Source organism: Microvirga sp. VF16 (assembly GCF_016864375.1).
Classification (GTDB): domain Bacteria; phylum Pseudomonadota; class Alphaproteobacteria; order Rhizobiales; family Beijerinckiaceae; genus Microvirga.
The window spans coordinates 1,583,571-1,601,139 of sequence record NZ_CP069354.1; the positions used below are offsets into that span (position 1 = coordinate 1,583,571).

Annotated in this window: 15 protein-coding genes; 11 read left to right on the forward strand and 4 right to left on the reverse strand. The window is 63.2% G+C overall.

Annotated features, from left to right (window positions below; all coding sequences use genetic code 11):
* The first annotated feature begins 40 nt into the window (after window positions 1–40).
* The 7 genes from JO965_RS07555 (at window position 41) to recN (ending at window position 9,058) form a co-directional block, all read left to right on the forward strand.
* Window positions 41–964 carry a D-alanine--D-alanine ligase gene (locus tag JO965_RS07555; RefSeq protein ID WP_203443067.1) on the forward strand — a complete coding sequence of 308 codons (924 nt, stop codon included), beginning with the start codon at window positions 41–43 and terminating at the stop codon, window positions 962–964.
* On the forward strand, window positions 931–1,920 hold the full coding sequence (locus JO965_RS07560) for a cell division protein FtsQ/DivIB (RefSeq protein ID WP_203443068.1): 990 nt from the start codon (window positions 931–933) through the stop codon (window positions 1,918–1,920). Before JO965_RS07555 ends, JO965_RS07560 begins: the two co-directional genes overlap by 34 nt.
* On the forward strand, window positions 1,917–3,239 hold the full coding sequence (ftsA, locus tag JO965_RS07565; RefSeq protein WP_203443069.1) for a cell division protein FtsA: 1,323 nt from the start codon (window positions 1,917–1,919) through the stop codon (window positions 3,237–3,239). The genes JO965_RS07560 and ftsA overlap by 4 nt, the downstream gene beginning before the upstream one ends.
* A gap of 106 nt (window positions 3,240–3,345) precedes the next feature.
* A complete protein-coding gene (gene ftsZ / locus JO965_RS07570; RefSeq protein WP_203443070.1) occupies window positions 3,346–5,043 on the forward strand; it encodes a cell division protein FtsZ in 1,698 nt (565 codons plus the stop codon).
* A gap of 292 nt (window positions 5,044–5,335) precedes the next feature.
* Window positions 5,336–6,280, forward strand: coding sequence for a UDP-3-O-acyl-N-acetylglucosamine deacetylase (gene lpxC, locus JO965_RS07575; RefSeq protein WP_203443071.1), 945 nt, complete (start codon window positions 5,336–5,338; stop codon window positions 6,278–6,280).
* A 192-nt stretch (window positions 6,281–6,472) separates the two neighbouring features.
* Entirely contained in the window at window positions 6,473–7,369 is an 897-nt protein-coding gene (locus JO965_RS07580) for an outer membrane protein assembly factor BamD (RefSeq protein ID WP_203443072.1), read from the forward strand.
* 12 nt (window positions 7,370–7,381) lie between these two features.
* Window positions 7,382–9,058 (forward strand): DNA repair protein RecN, encoded by a 1,677-nt coding sequence (gene recN, locus JO965_RS07585; RefSeq protein WP_203443073.1) that lies wholly within the window; start codon window positions 7,382–7,384, stop codon window positions 9,056–9,058.
* Between the two features lie 193 nt (window positions 9,059–9,251).
* On the opposite strand, the gene JO965_RS07590 is transcribed toward recN, so the two are convergent.
* Window positions 9,252–9,491, reverse strand: a complete 240-nt coding sequence (locus JO965_RS07590) for a hypothetical protein (RefSeq protein ID WP_203443074.1) — start codon at window positions 9,489–9,491, stop codon at window positions 9,252–9,254.
* Window positions 9,492–9,659: 168 nt separating this feature from the next.
* Between JO965_RS07590 and JO965_RS07595 the strand changes: the two genes are divergently transcribed.
* Window positions 9,660–10,316: a response regulator transcription factor gene (locus JO965_RS07595; RefSeq protein WP_203443075.1), complete on the forward strand. Its 657-nt coding sequence runs from the start codon at window positions 9,660–9,662 to the stop codon at window positions 10,314–10,316.
* A gap of 131 nt (window positions 10,317–10,447) precedes the next feature.
* Window positions 10,448–11,641, forward strand: coding sequence for a HAMP domain-containing sensor histidine kinase (locus JO965_RS07600; RefSeq protein ID WP_203443076.1), 1,194 nt, complete (start codon window positions 10,448–10,450; stop codon window positions 11,639–11,641).
* Here the strand turns inward: JO965_RS07600 and JO965_RS07605 are convergent.
* The 3 genes from JO965_RS07605 to JO965_RS07615 form a co-directional block, all read right to left on the reverse strand.
* Window positions 11,629–12,333, reverse strand: a complete 705-nt coding sequence (locus tag JO965_RS07605) for a DUF899 family protein (RefSeq protein ID WP_203443077.1) — start codon at window positions 12,331–12,333, stop codon at window positions 11,629–11,631. The genes JO965_RS07600 and JO965_RS07605 overlap by 13 nt on opposite strands.
* A 48-nt stretch (window positions 12,334–12,381) precedes the next feature.
* Window positions 12,382–13,155, reverse strand: coding sequence for a VOC family protein (locus tag JO965_RS07610; protein WP_203443078.1), 774 nt, complete (start codon window positions 13,153–13,155; stop codon window positions 12,382–12,384).
* A gap of 176 nt (window positions 13,156–13,331) precedes the next feature.
* The gene (locus tag JO965_RS07615; RefSeq protein ID WP_203443079.1) at window positions 13,332–13,685 is read right to left on the reverse strand and encodes a DUF1428 domain-containing protein; all 354 of its coding nucleotides are present in this window, start codon (window positions 13,683–13,685) and stop codon (window positions 13,332–13,334) included.
* A 100-nt stretch (window positions 13,686–13,785) separates the two neighbouring features.
* On the opposite strand from JO965_RS07615, the gene JO965_RS07620 reads away from it, so the two are divergent.
* The gene (locus JO965_RS07620; RefSeq protein WP_203443080.1) at window positions 13,786–14,256 is read left to right on the forward strand and encodes a MarR family winged helix-turn-helix transcriptional regulator; all 471 of its coding nucleotides are present in this window, start codon (window positions 13,786–13,788) and stop codon (window positions 14,254–14,256) included.
* Between the two features lie 1,112 nt (window positions 14,257–15,368).
* Window positions 15,369–17,528 carry an NAD-dependent DNA ligase LigA gene (gene ligA, locus JO965_RS07625; RefSeq protein WP_203443081.1) on the forward strand — a complete coding sequence of 720 codons (2,160 nt, stop codon included), beginning with the start codon at window positions 15,369–15,371 and terminating at the stop codon, window positions 17,526–17,528.
* The last annotated feature ends 41 nt before the right edge of the window (window positions 17,529–17,569 follow it).

A 17,569-nucleotide genomic window follows, 5' to 3' on the forward strand; every position in this document is an offset into this window, starting at 1 on the left:
AATCATCCCGGCTTGCCGGGGCGCATGACGGGAGAGACCCATGGCGAAGCACGTTGCCATCCTCTATGGCGGCTGGTCGGCGGAGCGCGAGGTGAGCCTGGCGTCGGGCCGGGCCTGCTGCAAGGCTCTCGAAGAGCTAGGCTACAAGGTCACCCCCATCGACGTGCAGCCCGACATCGCTACCGTGCTTCAGGCCGTAGCGCCGGATGTGGTGTTCAACGCGCTCCACGGCCGCGTGGGCGAGGACGGAACCATCCAGGGTCTGCTCGAAATCTTAAGGATTCCCTACACCCATTCCGGCATTCTCGCCTCGGCGCTCGCCATGCAGAAGGACAAGGCCAAAATGGTTATGGCCGCGGCCGGTGTGCCGGTTCCCCGGGGCATGGTCGTTAACCGTTTGGAGGCGGCGAAAAGCCACGTCCTGCCGACGCCCTACGTGATCAAGCCGATCAACGAAGGCTCGTCCGTCGGCGTCATCATCGTCCGCGAGGACCGCTCCCATCCGCCCCAGGAACTGACCCGTGAGGACTGGGCCTTCGGCGAGCAAGTCCTTGTGGAATCATATGTTGCGGGACGGGAACTCACCTGCGCGGTCATGGGTGACAGGGCCCTTGGGGTCATCGATATCCAGCCTGCCACCGGGGTCTTCTACGATTACGATGCGAAATATGTGAAGGGGGGCTCCATTCACGTCCTCCCGGCAGAAATTAAACCGAATATTTACCAAAAGGTCCAAGAGTTGGCGTTAACGGCGCATCAAGCGCTCGGCTGTCGGGGAATCAGCCGCGCCGACTTGCGGTACGACGACACTCCTGGAGGAACCGGGGAACTCGTCGTTCTTGAGGTCAACACGCAACCCGGCATGACCGAGACGAGCTTGGTGCCAGAACTGGCAGCCCATGCGGGCTATTCATTTGGCGAGCTTGTGCAATGGATGGTGGAGGACGCTACCTGCAACCGATGACGGCCTACCCGGCCGGATTCGCCGTTGCGCGCCCTGCCTCCGGAGGCAGGGCGGCAGGTGCCTCCCACTTCAAGAAGCCCTCGCGAATCAAAAAGATCTTCGGCTCCTCGCGCAGCGTGCGCCGGCGCTCGGCGAGCGTCCCGCTCGAGCGGCGTCTTCCCCGCTTTCTCGGAACGGGCTTAGCCCTCGGTTTCTTCGGCGCTGTGGTCGGATTCGGTCTCTGGCAGGGTGGTCATATCGACGGCTTCATCCGTGAGCACGGCGAGCCGCATCATGCCCTGGCCCGTGTGGTCGGCCTCGGCCTCGAACAGGTGACGATCTCCGGCATCTCGCAGATGACCGAGAGCGAGGTTCTCGCAGCGGCGGGCATCAATTCCAAGCTGTCGCTGGCCTTCCTCGACGTGAGCGATCTGCGCGAGCGTCTGGAACGCGTGCCGATGGTCAAGTCGGCGACCGTGCGCAAGCTCTATCCGAACGAACTCGTCATCACGCTCACCGAGCGCGAGGCGCACGGCATCTGGCAGCATAACGGCGAGCTCTTCGTCATCGCCGCCGACGGTACGGTGATCGACCTGATGCAGGACGAACGCTACCTCGATCTGCCGTTCGTGGTGGGCGAGGGCGCCAACACCCGCAGCAAGGATTATCTCGCGCTGCTCGAAGCCGCAGGCCCGCTCAAGAGCCGCATTCGAGCCGGCACGCTCGTGGCCGGACGGCGCTGGACGCTCAAGATGGATAACGGCATGGACGTGCGCCTGCCGGAGCTCGGGGCCGCCGATGCGCTGGCCCGACTCGTGAAGCTCGAACACGAGCAGAAGATTCTGGAAAAGGACGTGTTGGCGATCGATCTGCGCATGGCGGATCGTGTCGTCGTCCGCTTGACGGAAGAGGCAGCCCTGGCCCGCGCCGAGGCACTCAAGAAAAAACCAATGCGCGGCAAGGGGGTCGATACATGAGTCTCTCGGGTCACGGTTTGACGCCTCGCTTGAAGCCGCTGTCCGCGCGCAAGAGCGCCATCCTCTCGGTCCTGGATGTGGGCACGAGCAAGGTCGTCTGCGTCGTGGCGGAATTGAAGCCGGCCGACGAGGTCGAGTCGCTGCGCAGCCGCACCCACGTGGCGCGCATTCTCGGCATCGGTCATCAGCGCTCCATGGGCCTGAAGGGCGGCGTGGTCGTCGATCTCGAAGCCGCCGAAAGCGCGATCCGTCAGGCGGTTCACGCTGCCGAGCGCATGGCGAAGGTCGAGATCCAGTCGGTGATCGTCAACCTCACCGGCGGGCGTCTCGCGTCCGAGCATTTCGAAGCGCATATCCCCGTGCGCGGTGCAGTAAGCTCCGGTGACATTCATCGCGTGCTCGATGCCGCATCGAGCTACGACCTGCGTCGTGGAAGGACCGTTCTTCACGCGCTGCCGACCGGATTCTCGCTCGATCAGCAGAACCACATCGTCGATCCCGCCGGCATGATCGGCGAGCGTCTCGGTGCGGACCTGCACGTGGTCACCTCCGAGGCGGCGGCCGCACGCAATCTCATGCTCGCGGTCGAGCGCTGCCATCTCGGCGTCGAGGCCGTGATCGCCACGCCCTATGCGGCAGGTCTCTCCGCTCTCGTTGACGACGAGGCCGATATGGGCTGCGCCGTGGTCGACATGGGCGGTGGCACCACGAGCGTCGGCATCTTCTCCAACGGACATCTGGTGCATTCCGATGCCATCGCCGTCGGCGGTCACCACGTGACCATGGACATCGCGCGCGGTCTCACGACCCGCGTGTCCGCAGCCGAGCGGCTCAAGACTCTCTACGGCTCCGCCATCACTTCGAGCGCGGATGACCGGGACATGATCGCGGTGCCGCAGGTCGATGAGGACGAACGTGACGTTCCGAATCATCTGCCGAAATCGCACCTCGTTCGCATCATCAAGCCGCGGGTCGAGGAAGTTCTCGAACTCGTGCGCGACCGGTTGAAGGGCGCGGGCTTTGCGGCCCAGGCCGGACGACGGGTCGTGCTGACGGGCGGCGCAAGCCAGCTCGTCGGGCTGCCGGAAACGGCGCGCCGCATCTTGCAGGGCCAGGTTCGTGTCGGGCGTCCGCTCGGCATCAAGGGTCTGCCTGAAGCGGCAAAGGGCCCTGCCTTTTCGGCAGTGGTCGGCCTCCTGGTTTATCCGCAGGTGGCACATATCGAGTATTTCGAGCCGCGCTCCAGCGGCTTGTTTCAGAGTACGGGAACCGACGGCTATTTCTCGCGAATGGGCCGGTGGATTCGCGAGAGTTTTTAAGACGAGTAACGCGTTGGCGCGGCGGGCCATCGTGATGAGTTCAAGTCAACAAGGGTCAGCGTCCGCCAAACGCTCATCAGTATAAAGGCCAGAAGAGGCACAGGTCATGGCTATCAATCAGCAAGCTCCGGACATCCGGGAACTCAGGCCGCACATCACGGTTTTCGGCGTCGGCGGTGCCGGCGGCAATGCCGTGAACAACATGATTGAATCCGGTCTCGAAGGCGTCGAGTTCGTGGTCTCGAACACCGACGCGCAGGCACTGGCCTCCTCAAAGGCTCAGCGCGTGGTCCAGATGGGCATTCAGGTCACCGAAGGCCTCGGCGCCGGCTCGCAGCCGGAAGTCGGCCGCGCGGCGGCTGAAGAGGTGATCGACGAGATCCGCGATCAGCTCGCAGGCTCGCACATGGTGTTCATCACCGCCGGCATGGGTGGCGGCACCGGCACGGGTGCTGCTCCCGTCGTGGCCCGTGCGGCCCGCGAGCTCGGTATACTGACTGTTGGCGTCGTCACGAAGCCGTTCCAGTTCGAAGGCGTGCGACGCATGCGTCTGGCGGAAGCTGGCATCAACGAGCTGCAGCAGGCCGTCGATACGCTCATCGTGATTCCGAACCAGAACCTGTTCCGTGTCGCCACGGAGAAGACGACCTTCGCGGACGCCTTCGCCATGGCCGACCAGGTGCTCTACTCCGGCGTTGCCTGCATCACCGACTTGATGGTGAAGGAAGGCCTCATCAACCTCGACTTCGCCGACGTGCGCTCCGTCATGCGCGGCATGGGCAAGGCCATGATGGGTACGGGCGAAGCGTCCGGCGAGAAGCGCGCCATCCGCGCGGCTGAAGCGGCCATCGCGAACCCGCTCCTCGACGACGTGTCGATGAAGGGTGCGCGTGGTCTGCTCATCTCGATCACCGGCGGCAACGATCTCACCCTCTACGAACTCGACGAAGCAGCCACCCGCATCCGCGAGGAAGTGGACCAGGATGCCAATATCATCCTCGGCGCGACCTTCGACGAGAGCCTGGAAGGCATCATCCGCGTCTCCGTCGTGGCGACAGGAATCGACCATGCCATGCTGGAGAACGGCGGCGATCTGACGGCGACCGAGCAGCGCATCTCCGAAGTGGCCGAGCGCCTGCGGGCCGAGGCCCGGGCCCGCGCCACCACCACCCAGGTGACGCCAACTTTTCGTTCCGCCGCCCAGCCTGAACCGGTGAAGGCGGCTCCGATCCTGACCCAGGGCACGCCCGTTCTGGCTCCGGCCCCCGTTGCGGCTCCTGTCGCGGCGGCTCAGCCGGTCGAGTCCGCTCCGCAGCCCATGATTCGCGACGACGTGGTTCTCACGCCGGCTCAGCCCCGCCAGGCGGTGGCCTACGACGCTCCGGCTCCGCAGGCTCCGATCTATGAAGAGCCGGTGGAGCAGGGCGCTTTCATCCCGCCGCAGGCGGAGCGCGCCATGCGTCCGGCCCGGATGCCGCGAATCGACGAGCTGCCGATGCCGGCGCAGAATCAGATCCGTGCCAGCCGTGGCGAGGAGACCGCTCATGAGCATAAGCCTTCGCTGATCCAGCGCCTTGCGACCATCGGCTTCGGCCGCCGCGAGGAGCCCCAGCACGCTCCGGCCGAGCCACGTCAGGAAGCGCCGCGTCAGGCCATGTCTTCGGTCCATGCCGAGTATGCCCGCCGGCCCATGCCGCCCCAGGCCCAGCGTCCTCAACAGGCCCCGATGGCCCCGGCTCCCCGGGCTCAGTCGGAAGACGATCAGCTGGAGATTCCCGCCTTCCTGCGTCGCCAAGCCAACTAAGCTTGGCCTGACGCCTGATCATAGATGTTACAAAAGGCCCCCAGCCCGATACGGCTGGGGGCCTTCTTCGTTAAAAAATCATTAATATCAATGGCTTGCGAGTTATCCAAATTGTAACACAAAGTAAGAAAGCGTGATTTGGCCTAGCCTGACAGCAGGACTAAGGTGCCTCCACGTTAAAGGGGCAGCGCTAATGAGAAGCCTGCCGGTCGGAAGTCACAACGCAGCAACTGCACCTTCCCCGGCGAAATAGGCTCAGTTTGGCGACAAGGGTAGTTGAGGTTCAGGAATAATGAAGCAAAGCCAGCAAACCACGCTTCGCGCTGCCGTGACCCTCGTTGGAACCGGAGTTCATTCCGGGGATGAAGTGAAGATGATCCTTCATCCGGCTGAAGTGAATCATGGTATTGCTTTCCTCCGCACCGGCCTGCCGGGCGGCCTGGACCGACTGATCGATGCTCGGCATCTGGCGGTGACCGCCACCGAGCTTTGCACGGTGATTGGCGACCGCGATACGGGCGCGGTCGCCACCATCGAACACCTCATGGCGGCGCTTTCCGGCCTCGGCATCGACAACGTGCTTGTCGAGATCGACGGGCCGGAGGTTCCGATCCTGGACGGCAGCTCCGCCCCCTACATCGATGCCATCGACCAGGTCGGTATCGCGATTCAGGGGGCCACCCGCCGTTATCTGAAGGTTCTCAAGCCGGTCCGCGTCACGCAGGGTAAGGCGTTTGCCGAGCTTCTTCCCAATGACCGCGCCTTCCGCCTGGACGTGGAGATCGATTTTCCGACCCCGGTGATCGGCCGCCAGCGCAAGGTCGTCGACCTTTCCCCCTCCGTCTTTCGCCGTGAAATCTCCCGCGCCCGCACTTTTGGCTTCATGCGCGACGTGGAGAAGCTCTGGAGCGCCGGCTTCGCGCTGGGTGCGTCCCTCGAGAACACGGTCGCCATCGGCGACGACGGCATCATGAACCCCGAGGGCCTGCGCTATGCGGACGAGTTCGTCCGTCACAAGCTGCTCGATGCGGTCGGCGACCTGTCCCTCGCCGGTCTGCCGCTGCTCGGCACCTATCGGTCCTATTGCGGCGGCCACCGCATGAACTTCTCGGTGCTCGAGGCCCTATTCTCGAACCGTTCCAACTACGCCATCGTGGACGCCATTCCGCGCCGCGAGACAGGCTATGCCGATATCGGCAACGTGGCGGCTTCGGTTCTCGCCCCCGAGATGCACTGAGGCCGCTTTCGGGCGGCACTCACCCCGCGGCGAAGCCCGAGCGCCCATTGGCCGCATGATGTCATGCAGGCTTTCTTAATTCCTGTTGGATAAAACCCTAACGTATGGGCTTGGCTCTGCCCCTATGCTTGGGCTAAAGAACCCTGGTGCATCGTTAAAACATCGGGCACGGTTTTTGGAGGACCGCGAGGCATGTCGTTCGCGAAGGCTTATGCAGGTATGAAAGGCGCGTCCGCCCGCGCTCTGATCCTTGGCGTCTGCGCCTTGGGGCTCGCGGGCTGCGAATCCCTTTCGTCGCTGAACCCGTTCGACAAGAGCGAAACCTACAAGCCCGAGATCGTGACGGGTGCCCCCGCAGAGGAGATCTACAACGATGGTCTCGCCCGGGTGCAGAAAGGCGATTTCGACGGTGCGGTGAAGAAATTCGCCAGCCTCGATAAGCAGTACCCGTATTCCGAATGGTCCCGTAAGGGGCTGATCATGGAGGCCTACGCCAATTACGAGGGCGGCTTCTATGAGGAATCGATCACGGCATCCCGCCGCTATCTCCAGAGCTATCCGAACACGTCCGATGCGGCCTACGCCTATTACCTGATGGCGTCGTCCTATTACGACCAGATCCCGGACATCACCCGCGATCAGGAGAAGTCCGAGCGTGCCATCCTGACGCTGCAGGAGCTGATCCAGCGCTATCCGACTTCCGAATACGTCGCGGATGCCCGCAAGAAGCTCCAGGTCGCCAGCGACCAGCTCGCCGCAAAGGAACTGGAGGTCGGCCGCTTCTACCTGCAGAAGCGCAACTATGCAGGCGCCATCAACCGCTTCCGCAACGTGGTTTCGCGCTATCAGACGACCCGTCACGTGGAAGAGGCTCTCGAGCGTCTCACCGAGGCCTACATGGCCATGGGCATCGTCAACGAGGCGCAGACTGCTGCTGCCGTTCTCGGCCACAACTTCCCTGACAGTCCCTGGTACAAGGACGCCCATGCTCTGCTGACCAAGGGCGGCGTCGAGCCGCGCGAGGATTCCCAGTCCTGGATCAGCAAGGCCTTCCGCGGCGTTCCCCAGGTCGGTCAGCGCACGGGTTAAGCCTCACCTTCCATGCTGATCCAGCTGGCGATCCGCGATATCGTCCTCATCGACAGGCTTGAGCTTCACTTCCATGAGGGGCTGAGCGTCCTCACGGGTGAGACCGGCGCTGGCAAATCCATCCTGCTCGATGCCTTCGCCCTGGCCCTCGGCGGCCGCGGCGACGGCAGCCTCGTGCGCCATGGCGAGAACCAAGGCCAGGTTACGGCCGTCTTCGACTGCCCGCTCGACCATCCGGCCCGTCGCATCGCCACGGAGGCCGATATCGATGTCGACGGCGACCTGATCCTGCGCCGCGTGCAGGTGGCCGATGGGCGCACCCGCGCCTTCGTCAATGATCAGCCTGTCAGCGTGCAGGTGCTCAAGGCCATCGGCGCGACCCTGGTCGAGATCCACGGCCAGCACGACGATCGCGCCCTGGTCGATCCTGCGACGCACCGCACCATCCTCGATGCCTTCGGGGGCCTATCGGGTGAAATTCAGGCCGTGGGTGAGGCCTCGCGCCGTGTCCGCGAGGCGCGGCATGCCCTGCATGAGCACCGCAGCCGCATCGACAAGGCGCGCAAGGAGGCCGATTTCCTGCGCCATGCGGTCGAGGAGCTGACAACGCTCAACCCGCAGGCGGGCGAGGAGGAAGCCCTCGCCGAGCGCCGCGTAATCATGATGCAATCGGAAAAGGTGGCCCAGGACCTCAACGAGGCCTATGAGGTCGTCGCCGGCAACACATCTCCGGTCAACGAGCTCTCGGCCGCCGTGCGCAAGCTGGAGCGCCGTGGTGCCCAGGCACCGGCTCTCGTGGAGCCCAGCGTGAAGGCCTTGGATGCGGCGCTTGTCGCCATCGACGAGGCGAGGGCGGCCCTCGAAGAGGCGATCCGCGCCACCGAATATGACCCGCGCGAGCTGGAACAGACGGAGGAGCGCCTCTTCGCCCTCCGCGCCGCCGCCCGCAAGTACGATGTTCCCGCCGACGAGCTCGCCGCCCTGCGCCAGCGCTTCGAGGAGGATGTCGCCGCCATCGATGCGGGTGAGGAGCAGCTGGGAACTCTGGAGAAGGCCCTGAAGGAAGCCGACGAGGCCTATGTGAAGGCCGCTAAAGTCCTGTCGGCCGGCCGCAGGAAGGCCGCCCAGGCCCTCGATACCGCCGTCCAGACCGAGCTGCCGCCTCTCAAGCTGGAGCGTGCCCGCTTCATCACGGATATCCAGATCGACGAGACCAGCCGCGATCCGAGCGGGTTCGAACGGGTCGAGTTCTGGGCCCAGACCAATCCGGGGACCCGGCCGGGTCCCCTCATGAAGGTGGCCTCGGGCGGCGAACTCTCCCGCTTCATGCTGGCCCTGAAGGTCGTGCTGGCGGACAAGGGCTCGGCCCCAACCCTGGTATTCGACGAAATCGACACCGGCGTCGGCGGCGCGGTGGCGGACGCCATCGGCCAGCGCCTCGCACGCCTGGCGGGGAAGGTTCAGGTCATGGCCGTCACCCACGCGCCCCAGGTCGCCGCCAAGGCTGGCAGCCATTTCCTCATCGCCAAGGAAGGCGTGCGCGGAAAAGAGGACCGGGTCGCGACGCGGGTCATTCCGCTTGAAGCGACGCCCCGTCGCGAAGAAATCGCCCGCATGCTTGCGGGTGCGACGATCACCGAAGAAGCCCGCGCGGCTGCGGCGCGGCTGCTGGAAGCCGCCGCGCACTAACCTCTACCTTCTTCATTGCCACCCCGTGGCGGACATATCGTGCGAAAGTGGATCCGGCTTTTCGCACGATATCCATTTAAGATGAGCATCGGCTCGATCTCAAAGTGAGCTTGTTCTCGGGACCGATGCGCTCTTCAAAGAGTGGAGCATCGGATTAGGTCCCCGATGCGGGTCCGCTTTTGGGTCCGATGCTCTAGCGAATGGCACCTGTCGATGACGGGTGGCAGGCCGCGTTCGTCGACCCGGCAGGACATGAAACGTTCTTCTTCGCCTCGTTGATGTGACCCTTCTTCGCGGCTGTATGATGCCGGACGGTGGCATGCTTGGAGTTTTGTGACGGCATCGCCGAAGCTCCTGATGTTGCCGCCTGTGCGGTCAGCGGAGCCGCTGCGAGAAAAGCCAGGGTCGAAGCGGCGATGAGAAGCTTTTTCATGGGATCTCTCCATTCAATGACAGCACCTCGGGGGTGCCGGATAAAAACCTTAGGACGTGCGACTTAGGAGAGAATGAGGGCGAAGGACGACCGCTTCAGGCGGCAAATTGCATCGTTGAATTTCCGCCGGATTTGGATTGAACTCACCTTGCATCGTGAGCAACCATCATGCGGGTTTTGCTGGTCGAAGATGATCCGTTGATCGGACGCAGCCTGACGCGAGCCTTCGAGGGCTCCGGCGCCGCAATCGACTGGATCCGCTCAGGGGACGACGCGCTCACTGCCTTGAGCGCGAACTGCTACTCGGCGGTCCTGCTGGATCTCGGTCTTCCGGGTACATCCGGTCTCGATGTGCTGAAGGAAATGCGGCGCAGCAAGGATGGGACGCCGGTGCTGATCATCACGGCGCGCGATGATGTCGAAATCCGCGTCGCGGGCCTGGATCTGGGAGCGGACGACTTCATCGTGAAGCCGTTCGATTTCGATGAACTCGCAGCCCGGATTCGGGCTGTCGTCAGGCGCCATGCGGGACATTCGACATCGCAAATCCGATCCTCTGAAATCGTTCTCGATCTCGCAGCTCATGAGGCAAGCTATAAAGGAATCACGCAGCTTCTCCCTGCGCGAGAGTTTGCACTCCTTCAAGCGCTGCTTAAAAGACCCGGAGCCATCCTGTCGCGCAAGCAGCTCGAGGATGCTCTCTACGGTTGGGGAGATGAGGTTGAGAGCAACGCGGTGGACGTGCTGATCCACTACATCCGTCGGAAGTTCGACAACGATATCATCCGCAATGTCCGCGGAGTCGGCTGGATGGTGATGAAATGAAGCATCGCAACTCGCTCCGCACGCGTCTCACGGTATGGTTCACCGCTCTGTTGATCTTGTTCGGCTTGCTCGGTGGCTTCGGAGCCTACATCGTGGCTCAGCAGGATCCGGACAACTTCCTCGATAATCAGATGCGCGAGATCGCTTTCAACGTGGTCAGTTCGGTCGACGATCTGGCACAGATGCCGGCGCCACCGCTCGAATCGGACGATATGATTGTCGTTCAAAGCTGGGACGCGGACGGGCGCCTGCTGAAATCTTTTCCTCCAGGATTCGATTTGCCGCGTCAGGCGGCGACCGGATTCGCGAATTTCGGTGCACCGAGCGGGCAGTGGCGCAGTTACACCTGGGTCCTGGACGACGGCACCGTTCAGGTTTCTCAAAGGGCCAGCGTGCGTCAGGAACTTGCTCTGATGGCGGCCTTGCCAGCGATCATCATCGTCCTGTTCCTCATCCCCGTATCGGCGCTTCTCGTGCGCTGGCTCGTGGGCCGGATCCTCACGCCTGTGGATGCCTTGACCAGCCAACTCATGGCTCGCAAGCCCGATTCCACACGGCAACTGGCCACATCGGATGTGCCTAGCGAAATCGCTCCCCTCATCCAGGCGATGAACAAGGCGCTCGAGCGACTCGCGGAACTGCTTGCATCGCAGCAGCGCTTTGTCTCCAACGCGGCACATCAGCTGCGCACGCCACTGACAGCTCTTCGAATTCAGGCCGGTACTCTGCGACACGCGTCGAATGGCGAAGCGACGACAGAAATTCTGGATGATATGGATCTTGCGCTTCGGAAGATGTCGACTCTGACGAACCAGCTTCTGACGCTTGCCCGCGCGGAGACCCCCGTGTCGATAGAGGCGCCACAGCGGGTTGGGCTTGCCGACGCGCTGCAGGAAGCGATGCGTGGCGTCGCTCCCTTGGCAGAGAGCAAAAGCATCAGGCTTGATTCCATCGCGTTACCGACCGGAGTGGTGCATGCCGAACGGCAGGATCTCGTCGCGATGTTTTCCAACCTCCTCGACAATGCCATTCGCTACACGCCACCTGGTGGTCAGATCACCGTCTCTGCCCGACGGGCAAAAGAACAGGAGCAGATCGAGATTGCCGATACCGGCCCTGGGATCTCGAACGAATTGCTCGAACGTGTGTGCGACCCTTTTGTTCGCGGCGATCACGAACAGGAAGGAACGGGCCTTGGGCTTTCAATCGTCAAAGCCTTGGCGGCCCGGATGGGAGGCCGCATATCGCTGCAAAACAAACCTGATCGATGCGGGCTCGTCGTCCGCATCGAACTTCCCCTTCGTCCAGAAACTCACGCCCCGTAATTCAGCTTCGGATACCAATCCGTGCCACGTCCTTCGGGAGTCATGTCAAGCACGTTCCATAAGGGTGCGAGGTCAGGAGCGCCGCGAGGATCCTGGCCGGGATCGACGGAATCGCCGGTCATCTCGCCGCTCCAGAAATGGCGGATGGTCCCGTCGCGGCGGGTGAAGACGTTGAAGCTCGGGATCTCGGACCCGTCCGGCAGCACGCCGTGATAATCGCGGGAATAGTTGCCGTTGAGGTCCGTGTAGAGCCGCAGGTTCTTCCAGCCGCGTTCCTTCTTCCAGGCGATCAGCCGCTCGATCGGAGAGCGGGCAACGACGGCGAGCGCCATACGTTGCTGAACATCGGCCGCGTTGCCTTCGAGCGCACCGAGAAGATTGGTGCACATGGGGCAGGGGCGCTCGCGCTGCGGGCCGAACATGTAGCTGTAGACGGCGAGCGACTGCTTGTCGCCGAAGAGGTCGGCAAAGCTCACCGGGCCGTTCTCGCCTTCGAAACGGTAATCGCCTGTCACCTCGCCGCCGGGCGGCAGGGCGCGCCGTTGCGCCGCCACGCGTTCCAGATGGCGGCGCAATTCGATCTCTTCCGCCAGCAGAGCCGTGCGTGCGGCGCGGTATTCGGCGCTCTCGTTCGGAAAGCGCACCGGCGAGCGGCGGGCGAGTTCTGCAGCGGGAACAAGTTTATCGGCCATGGAAAAGCTCCTTGGACAGATTCACGTGCGATGTGGTCGCAAACTGGATCACGCTGGTATGCGTGGGCCGACGAGGCCGAACATGGCTCCCTGCGGATCGCTGGCGACGATGATGAAGATGTTGCCCGGCACTTCGGCAGGGCCGTAATGGATCGTGCCGCCATGGCCGGATACGGCCCGCGCGGCCACATCGATGTCATTGACGCCGAAGTAGAAGTTCCACGCCGGTGGCGGTCCGTCGGGCGTGCGTCGCATGACAGCGCCGATCGTCTGGCCGTGATGGTTGATGAACTGGTAGTCACCCATCTCGCCCATGGGCATCGCATCGCCCTTCTCCCAGCCGAAGCGGGATTTGTAGAAGGCGAGTGCCGCGGCCTGATCCGAGGTGGAAAGCTCGTTCCACTGGCAATGCCCGGTTTCGTTCGGCGAGAAGGAGGTGCTCGTTCCTTCCATTGTGCCGCGCATCACATAGAACACGACACCTTGCGGATCCGCGACCATCGCGAAGCGGCCGACGCCGGGAATGTCGGTCGGCGGCATATGCTGCGTGCCTCCGGCCTGGACGATCTCGGCCGCGATGGAATCGACGTCGTCGACCCCGACATAGCCCAGCCATCCCGGACGCATGCCTTTGGCGTCAGCCGGGATCGGCATGAAACCGGCAATGTCCGTGCTCCCTATCGCGAAGAGCCTGTAGCCGATGTCGGAGCCTTCGAAAGCCCGGGCCTTCCAGCCAATAACTGTCTCATAGAAACGGGCCGCTGCATCGGCGTCGGTGGTCAGGAGCTCATACCAGATGAAATCGCCATGTCTGTTGGCCATGGTGCATCTCCTTGCTGAAAAGTGGACCGGGTTTTCTTCGGCAGATCTTGGCTCGCGAGAGGCTAGCGCACCGTGCGAAAAAGTGGACCCGGTTTTCCGCTTCGAACGATGCGCTCTTCAAAGGGTGGAGCATAGGATCAGATCCCAAAAGTGGGTCCACTTTTGGGTCCGATGCTCTAGACGTCGAGGATCGGCAGGAACCCGCCGAAGATCATGCGCTTGCCATCGAAGGGCATCTGCTCGCCCATGGCCTGCATGCGCGGATCGGTCATGATCTTCTGGTTGGCTGCGTCGCGGACTTCCTTGGACGGATATTCGATCCAGCTGAACACGACGACCTCGTCGTCCTTGGCATCCACGGCGCGGCGGAAATCCGTCACCTTGCCGTCCGGCACATCGTCGCCCCAGCATTCCACCATGCGGGTGGCACCGAATTCCTTGAACAGCGGCGCAGCCTCGGCGGCGTGCTTGCGATAGACTTCCTTCTTGTCAGCCGGCACGGCGAGCACAAAGCCATCGACATACTTCATCGCGTATCTCCCTTGGGTTTTGAGGCAGTAAAGCTTGAGTTTGTGACGCTTTGGCGTCTCTTATTCTTGACAATTAAGTTGATATCAACATAATTGAGCCATGTCAAACCCCCGAGACGTTCCCTTCGAGACAACCCATCTGGTGCGCGATACCTGCCTGTGTCTGCATGTCCAGCGCGCCGCCCGCGCGCTCTCGCGCCTGTTCGATGATGCTCTACGGCCGGTCGGCCTGACCTCCGGACAGTTCTCGCTGCTGAACGCCCTCAACCGCCCGGCGCCGCCGCCCATCGCGCCGGTGGCCAAGCTTCTGGCTATGGACCGCACGACCCTGACCGCAGCCCTGAAGCCGCTCGAGCGCGACGGCTTGGTCGCCATTGCCAAGGATCCGGATGACCGTCGCAGCCGTCTGTTGCGCCTCACCGACAAGGGGAGGGAAGTCCTGGCCTTAGCCATTCCGATCTGGCGCGACCTTCACGGTGATGTCGAGGCCGGCATGTCGGGATTGGGGCCGGACAATCTGCGCAGCGCGTTGAACGGCCTTTCGCGGTCGAAACCTGCGGCGTCCGCGTGAGTTGATAGTGCCGTCTATCATCGGGCAGTGTCATCCCCGGCGGCCGAAAGGCCGGGAAGGGGATCCACGTTCGGGCTCCGCGTTATGGATTCCCTTCCCTCCGCTGCGCTCCGGCGGGGAATGACACCAACTTCCGCCCTCTCCGCCGTCATCCCCGTCCCCGGGCTTGTCCCGGGGATCCACGTCTTTGGAGCCACAACACTGCAAAAGGCGTGGATGGCCGGCACGAGGCCGGCCATGACGTCGGGGAGAGGGTCGGCAGAGCAGAGCAATGTTATGTTCATCTTTTGTTCTTGACAAGGTTCCTAACCTCGGCTATATCGTTGCCTTAGATCTGCTCCTATCGAGGGGCGCGCTCGCGAGGCGTCGCAGTGTGGGAGCAGGCACGGTCCCGTGAGGCTGACTCGCAATCGGCTTCGACGGGAGGCCCAGGATGTGGGTCGGTGGTCGGGATCGGTCGCAGGCCGCCGTCGCGCAGACGGTCACCGCCTGCGGCGGTTGACTGAGCCGGCCTCTCCTGTCCGCCTAAAGAAGCCGTGCGCGAAGAGGCTTCCCGGCTCTTCCCAATCACCACAGACATCGAGCCGGGCTGCCCGTCGCGCCACCCTCGATCAACCCTCAGGCTCGCAGCTCACGCTGCGGGCCCACAGGTGCTGGCTCTTTGACACCCGCGCCGTCATGGCCGGATGTGATCTGGCCATCCACGTCTTCACCCGGATGCCGAAGAAGACGTGGATCCCCGGGACTGATCCCCGGATCAAGTCCGGGGACGGGGATGACGCCGGAGAGGCGGATGAAGGAACGTCATCCCGGACGGCGTCAGCCGATCCGGGATCGGGGCAAACCAGTCCAGCACTGTCATCCCGGGGCTGCGCAGCGGAGCCCGGGATCCATAACCACGACGTTCAATCAGTCCGGCACCGTCGGCGGTTCTGGATCCCCGCCTGCGCGGGGATGACTGCGTCGAGGCTCAGAAGCCACATCCTGTCAACGATCCCGGATCGGCTTCGCCGTCCGGGATGACGGTGGATGGCGGGCGCAAGTGTTTCCTCACCCCTGGAGACTCTGTCGCGGAGCGCTATGGTTCAAACACCCACACGTACGATTCGATCATGCCCCCACGCAGCAACATCTCTCAAAAGCCTGTCGACCACCTGACGCCCGATGAGGCGCGGATCGAGCACGAGGTGCTCGGCGCCGAGATCAAGGAGCACGATCGGCTCTATTACGAAGAGGATGCGCCGAGCATCTCGGATGCGGACTACGATGTCCTGCGCAAGCGCTACGAGGCCGTCGAGGACCAGTTCCCCGAGTTGAAATCGCCCGAGAGCCTGACCGAGAAGGTCGGCTCCAAGGTGTCGGAGAAATTCGGCAAGATCCGCCACCGGGTGCCGATGCTCTCGCTCGGCAATGCCTTCGCGGACGAGGAGGTGGAGGAATTTGTGGAGCGCATCCGTCGCTTCCTGCAATGGAAGGCCGATGCGCCGCTCGCCTTCACGGCAGAGCCGAAGATCGACGGCCTGTCGCTCAGCCTGCGCTACGAGGACGGCAAGCTCGTCTCCGCCGCCACCCGCGGCGACGGTGCTGTGGGCGAGGACGTGACGAACAACGCCCGAACGGTGGGGGACATTCCGCACAGGCTGCGAGGCAAGGATATTCCCGAGACCCTGGAAGTGCGCGGCGAGGTCTATCTCTCGCACGAGGATTTCGCGGCGATCAATGCGCGGCAGGAAGCAGCCGGCAAACCACTCTTTGCCAATCCGCGCAACGCGGCGGCGGGCAGCCTGCGTCAGCTCGATTCGTCGATCACCGCATCGCGCCCGTTGCGCTTCTTCGCCTATGCCTGGGGCGAGGTGAGCAAGATGCCGGCCGACACGCAACACGGCATGATGGAATGCTTCAAGAGCTTCGGCCTCAAGGTCAATCCGCTCACCCGCCGCTGCACGAGCATTGCGGAGATGCTGGAGCATTATCACGCCATCGAAACCGACCGCGCCAATCTCGGCTACGACATCGATGGCGTCGTCTACAAGGTCGACGACTTGAGCCTGCAGCAGCGTCTCGGCTTCGTCTCACGCTCGCCGCGCTGGGCGCTGGCGCACAAGTTCCCGGCGCAGAAAGCCGTGACGGTGTTGGAAGGCATCGAGATCAATGTGGGCCGTACGGGATCGCTCAATCCGATTGCGCGCTTGAAGCCCGTCACCGTCGGCGGCGTCGTCGTGTCGAACGCGACCCTGCACAACGAGGATTACATCAAGGGCATCGGCGGCAACGGCGAAAAGATCCGCAACGGAATCGACATCCGCATCGGCGATACGGTGATCATCAATCGCGCCGGTGACGTGATTCCGAAGGTGCTCGACGTGGTGCTGGAGAAGCGCCCCGATGACGCGAAGCCGTACAAGTTTCCGACCACATGCCCGATTTGTCACAGCCACGCCGTGCGCGAGGTCAATCCGCGCACTGGCAAGGAGGATGCGGTGCGGCGCTGCACCGGCGGTCTCATCTGCGCGGCCCAGGCCCGCGAGCGACTGAAGCATTTCGTGTCGCGCAATGCTTTCGACATTGAAGGCTTAGGCGGGCAGCGCATCGACGAATTCTACGAGGAGGGTCTCGTCCAGCGACCGCAGGATATTTTTACGCTGCAGGCCCGCAATGCGAAGAGCCTCAAGCGTCTGGAGAACCGGGAAGGGTGGGGCGAGACGAGTGCGAAGAATCTCTTCGCCGCCATCGAAGAGCGCCGCTCGATTGCGCTCAACCGCTTCATCTTCGCGCTCGGCATCCCGCATATCGGCGAGACTTCGGCACGACTGCTCGCGCGCCATTTCGGCACCTTCGAGCATTTGCGCGAAACGGCGCAGGCGGCAGCGGATGAGACTTCGGAAGCGCATGCGGAACTCACCGCCATCGGCGGCATCGGGCCGGTAGTGGCGGAAGCCGTCGTTGAATTCTTCAAGGAAAAGCACAACGAGGAGCTGCTCGATGCGCTTCTTGCCGAAGTGACCGTCGAGCCGATGGAGGCGCCCGCCGCCGCGAATTCGCCCGTGGCGGGCAAGACCGTGGTGTTCACCGGCTCGCTCGAGCAGATGACCCGCGAGGAGGCCAAGGCCATGGCCGAGCGGCTTGGGGCCAAGGTGGCGGGGTCCGTGTCCAAGAAGACGGATATCGTGGTGGCCGGGCCCGGCGCGGGCTCGAAGCTCGCCAAGGCGGCTGAACTCGGGCTTCAGGTCATGGACGAGGACGGCTGGTTCGCCCTCGTGGGACGGGGGTGAGACTTCTGTCCAAGACTTGAGCGCAATGATGTGGCATGGTG